Annotated in this window: 10 protein-coding genes; 7 read left to right on the top strand and 3 right to left on the bottom strand. The window is 67.5% G+C overall.

All coding sequences use genetic code 11. From position 1 onward, the window contains the following. The first annotated feature begins 24 nt into the window (after window positions 1-24). The 3 genes from L332_RS16520 (at window position 25) to L332_RS29170 (ending at window position 3,695) form a co-directional block, all read left to right on the top strand. Entirely contained in the window at window positions 25-870 is an 846-nt protein-coding gene (locus L332_RS16520; RefSeq protein ID WP_021009331.1) for an alpha/beta fold hydrolase, read from the top strand. Between the two features lie 18 nt (window positions 871-888). After that, window positions 889-2,706, top strand: a complete 1,818-nt coding sequence (locus tag L332_RS16515) for a glycoside hydrolase family 15 protein (protein ID WP_021009330.1) — start codon at window positions 889-891, stop codon at window positions 2,704-2,706. 101 nt (window positions 2,707-2,807) lie between these two features. Next, window positions 2,808-3,695, top strand: a complete 888-nt coding sequence (locus L332_RS29170) for a universal stress protein (protein ID WP_021009329.1) — start codon at window positions 2,808-2,810, stop codon at window positions 3,693-3,695. 80 nt (window positions 3,696-3,775) lie between these two features. Here L332_RS29170 and L332_RS16510 read toward each other — a convergent pair whose 3' ends face one another. Then, window positions 3,776-4,951: an adenosylhomocysteinase gene (locus L332_RS16510; protein ID WP_021009328.1), complete on the bottom strand. Its 1,176-nt coding sequence runs from the start codon at window positions 4,949-4,951 to the stop codon at window positions 3,776-3,778. Between the two features lie 445 nt (window positions 4,952-5,396). Between L332_RS16510 and L332_RS30855 the strand changes: the two genes are divergently transcribed. Next, a complete protein-coding gene (locus L332_RS30855; protein WP_021009327.1) occupies window positions 5,397-5,528 on the top strand; it encodes a hypothetical protein in 132 nt (43 codons plus the stop codon). A gap of 316 nt (window positions 5,529-5,844) precedes the next feature. Here L332_RS30855 and L332_RS16505 read toward each other — a convergent pair whose 3' ends face one another. Together L332_RS16505 and L332_RS16500 are read right to left on the bottom strand one after the other, a co-directional pair. Beyond that, a complete protein-coding gene (locus tag L332_RS16505) occupies window positions 5,845-6,777 on the bottom strand; it encodes a hypothetical protein (RefSeq protein WP_021009326.1) in 933 nt (310 codons plus the stop codon). A 17-nt stretch (window positions 6,778-6,794) separates the two neighbouring features. Continuing rightward, window positions 6,795-7,337 (bottom strand): toll/interleukin-1 receptor domain-containing protein, encoded by a 543-nt coding sequence (locus L332_RS16500; protein WP_021009325.1) that lies wholly within the window; start codon window positions 7,335-7,337, stop codon window positions 6,795-6,797. A 574-nt stretch (window positions 7,338-7,911) separates the two neighbouring features. On the opposite strand from L332_RS16500, the gene L332_RS16495 reads away from it, so the two are divergent. The 3 genes from L332_RS16495 to L332_RS0114525 form a co-directional block, all read left to right on the top strand. After that, window positions 7,912-9,093 (top strand): SIR2 family protein, encoded by a 1,182-nt coding sequence (locus tag L332_RS16495; protein WP_021009324.1) that lies wholly within the window; start codon window positions 7,912-7,914, stop codon window positions 9,091-9,093. Window positions 9,094-9,315: 222 nt separating this feature from the next. Then, the gene (locus tag L332_RS16490; protein ID WP_021009323.1) at window positions 9,316-10,644 is read left to right on the top strand and encodes a hypothetical protein; all 1,329 of its coding nucleotides are present in this window, start codon (window positions 9,316-9,318) and stop codon (window positions 10,642-10,644) included. Between the two features lie 681 nt (window positions 10,645-11,325). After that, a partial coding sequence (locus L332_RS0114525; protein WP_031223158.1) for a helix-turn-helix domain-containing protein occupies window positions 11,326-11,793 on the top strand: 468 nt, incomplete at its 3' end.

Genomic DNA, 11,793 nt, shown 5'->3' with positions numbered 1-11,793 from the left:
GACTTCGGCAACGAGGAGGACAGCATGGCAGAGATCAGCGTGAACAAGCGGATGCTCGGGCTCAAGGACGTGCACGTCCACGTCGAGGAGCACGGCACGGGCCGACCGATCGTGCTCATCCATGGCTGGCCCCTCTCGGGCGCGTCGTGGGAGGCGCAGGTGCCCGCACTCGTCGATGCCGGCTACCGCGTCATCACCTACGACCGCCGCGGCTTCGGGCAGAGCGACAAGCCGAAGACCGGCTACGACTACGACACGCTCGCCGACGACCTCGCCGGACTGCTCGACGCGCTCGACCTGCGCGACGCGACGCTCGTCGGCTTCTCGATGGGTGGCGGCGAGGTGGCCCGCTACATCGCCCGCCACGGCGAGGAGCGGCTGCGCAGCGTCGTCTTCGCCGCCGCCGTGCCGCCGCGCATGATGCAGACGCCCGACAATCCCGAGGGGCCGCTCACGGCCGCGAAGGCGGGCGAGATGACGGCGCAGCTGACCGCCGATCGCGAAGCCTTCCTCGACGACTTCACGAAGCAGTTCTTCTCCCCGAACGCCGATGACGACGTGCTCGTGAGCGAGCCGCAGCGGCAACGGGCGATCTCGCTCGGGCTGCAGGCCGACAAGCTCGCGATGCTCGAGGCGATGCAGTCGTTCGGGCTCGCCGACTTCCGCGAGGACATCACGAAGGTGACCGTGCCGACGCTCGTGCTGCACGGCGACGCCGACGGCATCGTGCCGTTCGAAGGCTCCGGCGCGCGCACGCTCGAGGCGATCCCCGGCAGCGAGCTCGAGCTCATCGCAGGTGCACCGCACGGGCTCAACGTGAGCCACGCATCCGAGTTCAACGCCGCCCTGCTGCGCTTCCTGCAGCACTGACCGCGGCCGAGAGCGACGATGAGCACCCACCTCGAGGACTACGCGCTGCTGTCGGATCTCCGCACCGGCCCGCTGGTCTCGCGGAACGGCAGCATCGACTGGCTGTGCCTGCCGCGGCACGACTCCGCCGCGTTCTTCACCGCGCTGCTGGGCGATGAGGACGACGGCCGGTGGCTGCTGCACGTGCCCGACGGCGAGGTGCTCGAACGCCGCTACCTGCCCGACACCTTCGTGCTCGAGACGACCTGGCGCTCGCCCACCGGCGTCGCACGGGTCACCGACTTCCTGCCGCCGAGCAGCGACCACGCCGACCTCGTGCGGCACGTCGAGTGCATCGAGGGCACGGTGACGGTCGAGCACGACCTGCGCATCCGCTTCGACTACGCGAGAGCGACGCCGTGGACGCGCCGCATCGAGCACCTGGGGGCCGAGGCGCTGGTCTCGATCGCCGGCCCCGACGGGCTGCTGGTGAGCGGTCCGCTGCTGAGCCGCACCGACGGCGAAGCGGATGCGGTGCCCGGCGGCGAGCGCTGCTCGCGGCTCGAGGGCACCTTCGAGCTCGCCGCAGGTGAGACCCAGGACTGGCACCTCTCGTGGTTCCGCTCGCACGAGGATCCGCCCGAGCCGGCCGAGCCGCAGCGCGCGCTCGACGAGGCGGTCGCGTTCTGGGCCGACTGGTCGAAGGACATCGCAGTTGAGGGCGAGCACGCCGATCTCGTGCGCCGGTCGCTGCTCGTGCTCCGCGCCCTCACGCACTCGCAGACGGGCGGCATCGTCGCCGCACCCACCGCATCCCTGCCCGAGGAGCTCGGCGGCGAGCGCAACTGGGACTACCGCTACACCTGGCTGCGCGACGCGGCGTTCGCGATCGAGGCGGTCGTCGACCACGGCCTCACGCACGGGGCGCGGCAGTGGCGCGACTGGCTGCTGCGCGCGATCGGCGGCGACATCGACGACGTGCGCATCATGTACGGGCTCGCGGGCGAGCGCGACCTGCGCGAGACCGAGCTCGACCACCTCGCCGGCTACGAGGGCTCCCGGCCCGTGCGGGTCGGCAACGGCGCGGCGAGCCAGTTCCAGGCCGACGTCGTCGGCGAGGTGATGGTGGCGCTCTCGCAGCTTCGCGCCGCGGGCGAGGAGGAGGATGCCTACAGCTGGGCGATGCAGAAGGGTCTGCTCGACTACGCGGAGGCGAACCTCGATCGGCAGGACCACGGCATCTGGGAGATGCGCGGCGACCTCCACTGGTTCACGCACGGCCGGGCGATGCTGTGGGCCGGGTTCGACTGCGGCGTGCGCGCGATCGAGGAGGACGGCCTCGACGGGCCGGTCGAGCGCTGGCGCGAGCTGCGCGAGCGGCTGCGTGACGAGATCGACGACCGCGGCTTCGATGCAGAGCTCGACAGCTTCACGCAGGTCTACGGCGGCGACGAGGTGGATGCGTCACTGCTGCAGCTGCCCCACTTCGGCTTCTGTGCGTACGACGACCCACGGATGCTCGGCACCGTCGCGCGCATCGAGCGCGACCTCATGGACGAGCACGGACTCATCCTCCGCTACCGCACCGAGGCCGGCATGGACGGGCTCAAGGGCGACGAGCACCCCTTCCTGCTGTGCAACTTCTGGCTCGTCGAGCAGTACGCCCACACCGGCCGCCGCGACGACGCCGAGCGGCTCATGGCGCAGCTCGTCGGCTACGCGAACGACCTCGGGCTCATGAGCGAGGAGTACGACCCGGATGCGAAGCGCCTGATCGGCAACTTCCCGCAGGCATTCAGCCACCTCGCGCTCATCAGGGCGGCGGATGCGCTGCGGGCGACCGCGGGCGGCGACTGACGGGCGACTCTCGGCAGTGCGGATGCCGCACGCGACCTTTCGCGGCGCGGCCCTCCCGTTGCAGGATGGAGCTGTCCGACCCGGGAGCGAGGAGTGCGCCGATGCCCTACAACGTCGTGGTCGCAGTCGATGGCGGCACCGCGAGCGCAGCCGCGCTCGACTGGGTGGTCGACCGAGCGCGGAGCGTCGCCATGCATGTCGAGGTCACCACGGTGGTCGACATCGACTGGATCCCACAGGTCAACACGGATCCGATGCTGCTCGAGCACGAGCGCATCGTCGATGAGGCCGGCAAGCGGATCAGGTTCAGCGGCGTCTCCGCCGAGGTCTCGACGACCGTGCAGCACGCGCGCCGGCTGCCCGGACTCGAGGCGGCCTCGCGTCGAGCGGACCTGCTCGTGATCGGCTCCCACAAGACCCGCGGGGCGGTCGGGCTCATCTACGGCACGCTGCCGCTCGCCGTCGCGGCGAGGACGCACTGCCCGCTCGTCGTCGTGCCCGTCGACTGGCAGCCGGGCGGCGAGCGAGTGATCGTCGGCGTCGACGACGAGACCGGCGCCGCGGCCATGGCGTTCGCGGCTCGCGAGGCCGAGCGCGAGGACGACACGCTCGTCGCGGTCCGTGCCTGGGACGTGCCTCCGCTCGTCAGCGGCGCGTGGGAGGCGATGGAGTCCCCCATCGAGGCGTTCGAGTCGAGCGAGCGGGCCGTGCTCGACGCCGAGGTGGCACGCGTCCACGCGGCACACCCGGACCTCCCGGTCGAGGCGGTGCTCGAGTACGGCCGCGCATCCGTCGTCCTCGCGCAGCGCGCGGAAGGCGCGCGGCTCGCGGTGGTCGGCACGCACGGCCGCGGCAGGCTCGCCGGACTCCTGCTCGGCTCGGTCAGCCACGATCTCCTGATGAACATGCCGTGCCCGGTCGCGGTCGTGCCGACCACCGGGGAGGCCGGGCAGATCGAGCCGACCGAGCCGGGCGCCGCGGAGCCCTGACGCTCCTCACAGCGAACGGCACCCTCGCCGCGCCTCGGGGCAGGTCCGCGAACTGCGCGCCGAGTGCAGCGTCGGCGCGCTCAGCGCACGGCGCCCATCGACGCGAGCATCGCCCGCGCGACGCCGTGCTCGATGTCGACCGGCACGCCCTGCGGGCCGGCCGCTAGCCCGCGGTCGGTCGCCACTCGCTCGAGCGAGCGCGCCTGCAGGAAGAAGCCGAGATCCATCGACTGGATGGAGTTGCCCTTGGGCCCCGGCCCGGCGAGGTTGAACATGCGCCCCTCCGCGAGCAGCACGACGTGGCGGCCGTCGCGCTCGATGCGCTCGATCGCCGGCGCGACCTGTCGGGTCGTGGCGCCCTCGCGCAGCGCATCCACGTCGATCTCCCACGGGAAGTGGCCGATGTTCGCGAGCACTGCGCCATCCGCGAGCATCGGCAGCGCAGCGGCCGGCAGCGCGTCCGGACGTCCGGTGGCGGTCACGACCACTTCAGCCCAGGGCAGCAGCTCCTCGAGGGAGCCGACGCGGTGCCCGTCGAAGGCGGCCTCGAGCGCGGTCACGGGGTCGCGCTCGACGACGCCGACCTTGCCGCCCAGCGCCGCGAGGTATTGCGCCACGCCGCGGCCGCACCAGCCGTAGCCGATCACGACGAAGCGACTCCCCGGCAGCTGCAGGTTGGTGATGCGCATGAGCGACTCGACGGCGCTCTGCCCGACGGCGTGCCGATTCTCGCCGATCGCCTTGATGCGCGAGTCGTTGATCACGATCACGGGGAACGGCACGTCGGTGCCCTCCTCGCGCAGCCGGAAGCCGCCCGACGTGGTCTCCTCGGTGCCGCCGATGACCTCGTGCGCGAAGCCGTGCTCGACCGTGCCGAGCGCGAGGTCCGCGCCGTTGTCGAGCAGCACGTCGGGTCGCGCCTCGAGGGTGCGGCGGAGGTTCGCGCGGTGGTCTTCGAGCGTGTCATCGCGGCGCCCGAAGAGGTGCAGGCCGGATGCCTGCAGCGCGGCGACGATGTCGTCCTGCGTCGACCCGTGGTTGCCGGTGCCGACGAGCCGCGCCCCGCCAGTGGCGAGCGTCTCGATCAACACAGCGGTCTTCGGGTCGAGGTGCAGGGAGACACCGATCGTGCGGCCGGCCAGAGGCCGGGTCTCGGCGAACTCCTCGCGCAGCGCCGCCAGCAGCGGCATGCGCGAGCGGATCCATTCGATGCGGGCAGCGCCCTCGGCAGCGAGCTGCTCAACTGTGTCGATCATGATGGGACTCTTCCGCTGCGGATCGCAGCGCTCGGGACATCGCGCTCATCGAGGCGACGGATGCACGTCGTCGCATCCCGTAGGCGCGGATGCCCCGCGCCTGCCTCCATCCTGACATGGCGCCTGAGCGACCGGCACGCGCAGGGGCCTGCGCGCTGCCCCGCGAGGCCGACGGCCGCGGTCGCTCGGCGGCACTCGGCGTTGGCAGCGCCCCCGTCGGCGACGCTGAGCATCACGCAGTCATCGCGATCGACAGCCGCTCCGCGAGAGAGCCCCCGGCCGATGGCCAGAGGCTCTCTCGTCGTGACCTGTGTCTCGACTCATCACATTGGTGGATCTGGGGGTGTCTGGTTTCAGGACATCGTGAACGCATGTCTCGGGACATCGTGAACGGCCGACTGGCCCGTCTCGGGATGTCTCGGGATGTCTCGGGACATCGTGAACGGTGAGCGAGAACGAGCTGCTGATCAAGGCCGTCACCGTCGCCGGCCACGCCACCGTCATCGCCCACGACGGCGAAGTCCTCGGCGACTACACCCTCAACCCCGACAAGAGCTACCAACCCAGAAACGACTGAACCCCCGCAAGCGGGGGTTCAGTCGTTCACGATGTCCTGAGACATCACATTGGTGGATCTGGGGGACTCGAACCCCCGACCCCCTGCCGACTGTTCGACCGCCATTTTCCGCTGCTTTCCGCCCATTTCGGGCCCGTTTGTCCTCCCGCATGCCTACACGATCCCGTCCGATCCCGCTCAATGTGGACACGTTCTTGGACACTCCGACCGTTGGCGCGTATTCAGGACGGGGCACGGGTGCGATGAACCGTTGCGCCGGCGGGTTGGCCGTTGGCGCGACCTGACTGCCCACTATCGGCGACAGTCCAGCTGAGCTTTACCACCGGGGGGAGCGAATCCGGGTAGCGAGGCTCGCTACCTCTTCCAACGCCCGGACGGAGCGTTCGGGCACTCCGCCGAACAAACCACCTAACAGCGGCGTCCATCCAGCGCCCTGGCCCTGCGCCTCAGCGAGCATCTCTGCCTCCGGCCCTTTCGCCGTGTCCCGATGCCTCCAGGTGTAGCGGCCATAGCCCCCGTGCGGCCCATAGAACCGTTCACCTTGCGCCCGAGCATCTTCGGACACCGCGTCTAGCAATACTTCCGCGCGATCGAAGGCGTCGGCGTAGTCGTGATCACTCGCGAACTGCTGCCGGAACAGAGGCGCAAGAACAGTGAAGAGGTGGTCGGAGATCGACGTGCGTCGGCGGCCCCGCCGACCGGTCAGCAGCATCTCAATTTCCGCATCCGTCTGCTGTTCGCCTTGATCCTCATTACACAGCACGGTGCCGAGGGCCTGCCACTGGTCAAGTCCCACCACGCTCTGGCTCCCGCTTGTAAGAATGAACGGCATGCTCTCCGACCCCAGAGGTGCCACCTGGACGTCCGCGGTTACCGCTCGCAGCATGGAGTAATTCTGTTTGGCGATCGCGCCGAGCGCCGCTGTGTACGTAAGAAGCAGCGCCGGATACTCTCGAAGCGCGGTGAGGATGTCGAGGCCGGTGCGTTTCGTCGACTCATGCGCCACCATCTGAAGTGTGCGGGTGAGCTCTTGCTCGTGGGGACGAGACCCGTACATCGAAATTAGCTTCATCGGGACCAGCGCGGGGGCCAAGAGATCGTCGTACCGCCGGACCCGGCTGACCCATTCCCGCACGAACTCGGGACTCAGCCGTCGACTCGACGTCAAGTCCGGAGGAAAGTCGTCCCGCAGACCGAGCGCGTCTTGGATCGGCGCACGCAACTCCGCGAGGTACTCGTCGTAGTCCATGATGCGCCCTGGGTTCCTCAGTAGACCGCGCAAGCGCTCCGCGACGTCATTCTCGGCACGTCCCGCCTCCGCAGCGGCCCGTGAGACTGACGGGGGCGGCGGGGCCGGAGCACTTCCCATGGCCCGCTGGATTGCCACAAAACGAGGCGGCTAATCTGTGCGTACTTCTGCAGTCCGAATAGGTCGGCGCGGTGGATAGAACTGCCGAGCGTTCGCCCCATGCCGAGGTCGATTTCCGGAACCTCACACTCATCAAGCCGCGCGGTCATAAGCCAAGACGCTCCCGGCGGACGTCGCCGATACTCCTCCGCCGCGAGAATCAACTCCTCGAATTGATAGGACTTCTCCCGCTTCGCCAGATTGGAGGAGAAGCACGCGAGGAACACGAAAGAGCCACCACGGATGGCGTTCTGGATCTCACGTTGCCAGTCGTCGCCAGGCCACAGGTTGTCCTTATCGCGCCAGACGATGAACTCGGCTGCCTCGAGCGCTGCCTGCAATTCGTCGATCACATCAGAGTCTTCGGTGATGTACGAGATGAATACGTGATCGCCTGACACAGCTCCAACCTACCGCGGTCCGGTACAACATGCGCCGAACGAGAGTCCTTGCCCGATCCTCTCCGCGCCGGGGCCGAAATGGCAGACATCGCCGCTAGTAGAGGGCGGACCATCAGCGGGAAGTAGCGCACCCGACGTGTCCATGTCTTCACTGCCCAGTGTGGTTCCCTCAACGGTCGGCGTCTTGGGAGCGGAGAGTCACAGACCGAAGTCTCGCCGCCATTCGCGGGTCTGGTGTGCTTCGAAGAGGAATGTCACACACTTTACCTCGGTAGCGAACGGCTCGTCCCGGTAGCGATCGTCGAAGTACTCGTCGATCGGCGGTCGGCCTGTCGAAGTCGTGCGGGCATGAGCGCGTGATCGTAGAGTTTCGCCAACCGAGCTCATCCACTAGCGGCTTCCCTCTTGGGGCGCCGCCACACTCAAGGGCCGTCCCGACATCCGACAGCTCCCCGCCGCTTACGTAGCGCCGGCATCGGTACAGATTCACTCCGAAAGTCACGGGCGGGGGATGCCCGGGCAAGCCGGCTACATCGAAGTGATTCTGGAAGATGGACGACCATAGGATGCAAACGTGTCGATCTCGCCGTCGTTTCACAACCTGACGCTCCTTCTATCCGCCACCGCCCCGTCGATCGCAGTGCCGACCACTGCGGCCCAACTCGTATTGGCTAGACACTGGCTCGCGACGTCGGACCATCTCCTCTTGATGGGAGCCGGCGCGTCGGTCGATGCCGGAGCGCCCACCGCGGTTGGCCTGACCGACAAGGTTGTTGAGGCAGTCAACGTGGAGCGATGGTGGGACCCGGCCGCCCCCGCCTTTGTCGTGCGGCTTCGGGACGCGCTCCGCGACCGCACGGGCAAACCGATCGACATCGAGCGCTTCTACAGCACACTGCTTCTACTCTCAGGGCGGGATGCCAACGCGCTTCATGGTCTGGTGGACCGCTTCTCGGTCGATCTCACGCACCTGCCGTCCGACAGGCCCGCAACCATGTCGCTCGACTTGCTAGCGCGCGCGACGTTGAGACATATCAACGAGATCCTGAGCGCGCTCGACCCCGCCGCCAGCGACTATCTGGCGGCGCCGCTGGACTCCGCCCATGCGCCCCGCACGATCGCAACGCTGAACTACGACCGACTGCTGGAGGGCGCAGCGGATCGAGCTGGAAAACGCCTCGACTCAGGCGCCGCGGCATGGGACGGTGGCAGAGAATGGCCCCAGCCTGATCGAAGCAGCACCCCGTTGCTCAAGCTCCACGGCTCTATCGGCTGGTACAAGCGGCTTTTGCAGCCACCGTTGCTTCCTCACACGCCTCCCGTCGCGTTCGGCCGCTTCGCGCTCCTGGATGAACCTAATCCAGACGCGGTTCCTCTCGGCACCGACCTGACGCAAGTTCAGATTTTCGGTGAGGGGGATAAGGTCCGGGTGCACGGTCCGACTCTGCCCCTCCTGCGGGCGTTCGAAGCCGCGCTGAACGATGTCGCTCTGCTCGTCGTCGCGGGCTACTCCTTCCGCGACTCGCACATCAACGCCATCATCGTCGATTGGGTCGCGGCTGCTCCTAACGCTCGCGTGATCGTGATCGATCCGGGCCTGGAGGTCGGAATCGGTGGGCTGGAGTGGAAGAGGCTCAGCGCGCAACTCGCCCCCGGTGATGCGGACCCAGCTTCGCTCGGCAACCACCACCTCAGGATGACCATCCTGAGCTACGGTGCCGCCGAAGGCCTGTCTGCCATCTATGCTTCTGTCTAGCGGCCGTTCGATTGCCGCGTCGCGTGCCCCCTCCCATACGTCTCGCGCCCCACTCGCGAGTGCTGCTCGCAGAGCCGCCCACACGTCGGGGCTTGACTTTCCCGCGCATTGATGCCGCCAGCGCACGTACCGCTTCGAGCGCCTCACGCGTCGAGTTCTTGACGAGTGGGTTCGGTTCCCAAATGCTTCGGGCACACTGGTCCTGTGCGGACTCGTAATCCCATGCTCTCGGACCTCCTAGCGGATGCGCTGGCGAATCCGCCGTTCACCCGGTTCATCGCAGACCATCGCCCGCTCGGCCCAACGTTGGCGCAGTTCGGGCAACTAGCGATCTCATCGATCCACGCCACCAAGACTCTCGTCGACCTGAAGCGCTTTGAGGGTTCGCTGCACGTTCTCTTGGCGTCAATCCGCCCCGATCCTCCAGAACTGGCGGGCGGCGGGCACGGGAGTGTGCAAGAGGGCGAGTTGTGGGGCCCCGCACAAGACGACGGCTCGAGGCCCGCGCTTACTCGATTCTGGTTCAGACGCCAGATCCTCGGGGCGGCCGGTTTGCTCAGCAGGTGGCCGTCGGAGTGCTCCGTACCAGTCATCGACCGCGACTCCGAGCACCCTTACTTGGCAGCGGGTGAGGCGGTGTGGATCATACGCCCGGTTGACGGAGACGATGACTGGGCGCTCTATACGCCCATCGACCTCACGCATGAAGAACTCGAGCGGGTGCATGCCGGCAAGCTCTCGGTACAGAAGATCTACGATGACCGCGAAGCGCTCATGCTTCCCATAATTGATGCAATCCGAGCGGAAACCGCCGATTACTTTGACGTAAAGCTGCCGGAGCTGGCCCAAGAGGCACTCGAATTCAGACGCCGGAAACTGGCCGCGTTCTCCAGCGTGACCACTGGCGTCGCGTTCCCTGAGAAGTGGAAACTCAAGGCGCCGGAGGTGACCCCAACAGCCGAACCGATCGACTTAGATACGAATCGCAGTGTCACGACTCCGTTGTTTCGTGACCGCCTGGCTGAAGCGAGCTTCGAGGAACTTCAGCGAGCCATACGGGTTTGGGCCAACGCAGTCGAGCGCTATCCCGCGGCGTTCAGCGCTCTTGATGAAGAGCGTGTGAGCGATCTCCTTGCCGCAACGCTTCACGCATCCCTCCCGGGAGCAGACCGCGAGGTCTTCTCGAGGCGTGGCAAAACCGACATTCAAGTGAGGGCAAAAGCCCTCGATGATGGGTCGAGCGAGGCGCGCGTCTTCATCGCCGAAACGAAGTGGGCCACTGGCTCGAAAGTCGTTCGTGAGGCGCTGGACCCGCAACTTTTCAGCTACCTCAACTCCGCTAATACCGCGGCTGTTCTGCTCCTGCTTTTCCGACAGAAGAATGCGGTTGCCGCCTATAGTCGTCATCTGCCGGTGTTGAAGGCGGTCCAGGGCTTCGAGGCCGAGGAGGCTTCGGCCGTTCAAGGTTGGAAGATCAATCGATACCGACGCGATGGTAAGGAACTTCGGCTCCTTATTGCCACGGTGCACATACCGCCTGTGAAGCCATGACAAGTCTCGGGCTAGCGCACTGACGATTCAGTCGCTGCCCGAAGAGAATCGAGCCGCGGTCCTCCGCGTCGCACCCCGAGGAGACCATGTGCCAGCACGCGTGAACTCATCGAAAGTCCGGGCAGGAGCGACGCTCGTTGCGGCACTTTAGTTACTTCTCCAATGGCACACACTGCGCACGTGCTGAGTCGGCAAGCGTAACGTCGCCCACGGGACTTTGACCCATCAACCCGAACAACCCGCTATCAGGACGTCCGTCGCGATCGTTGAGTCACAGAGCGGGAACACGAACGCGACGCAGGTCGCCCCGACCGTCCGCGTCTCCCGCAGCCCCATTTCGGCCGGCCGGAGGCCCAGCGAGACGGTCGGCGATCTCGCGCACCGCGGGCAGCTGCTTGTAGCGGCGTGCCGTGAAGACGGTCATCGGCCCGGCTCGCGCGCGGCTGCGGCGCCGCAGCGACCGAGCACTGTGAGCTCCTTCAGGTGCCATATCGCCCCTCGTCCCAGGCCATGGCGACATCATGGCGCCTCGACCTTCCGGACCAATCGGCGCTCACCCTCTCGACCGCTCCCGGCTAGGTGTACCCGGTCATGACCTTGGTGCAGTGGGTGGTGGCGTGAGGAGGACCTCCGCGGGTTGAGTGGAGTTGTTCAACGCTTCACCGACCAACGGAGGTCCTCGTGTCCCACGCTAACGCTCGTCTGACGCCTCGGGGCAGGGAGATCGCGGTGCTGCGCGTGCAAGCGGGCTGGTCGCGCTCGCACGTCGCGGCCGCGATGGGCTGCTCGCGCAACTGCGTCGGCCGCTGGGTCGAACGGTTCGAGGCCGAGGGCATCGACGGTCTCCAGGACCGCTCTTCCCGGCCCGGCTCGTCGCCGACGCGAACACCGGAGGAGACGGAGCTGGAGATCGTGCGGCTTCGGGTCGAGGAGCGCCTGGGCCGGGAGGCGATCGCGCAGCTCGTCGGCGTCTCGCCGCGCACGGTCTCGCGCGTGCTCGCCCGTCGAGGCGCGCCGGCGCTGGCGGCGCTGGATCCGATGACCGGGGAGCTGATCCGCACCTCGAAGCAGACCGCGATCCGCTACGAGCGCCAGCGGCCGGGCGAGCTGGTCCACATGGACGTGAAGAAGCTCGGCCGCATCCCCGAC

The sequence above is a fragment of the Agrococcus pavilionensis RW1 genome (assembly GCF_000400485.1).
Taxonomy (GTDB): domain Bacteria; phylum Actinomycetota; class Actinomycetes; order Actinomycetales; family Microbacteriaceae; genus Agrococcus; species Agrococcus pavilionensis.
Note: the sequence above shows the minus strand (reverse complement) of the source record. Positions and strands in the feature narration are given on the sequence as shown.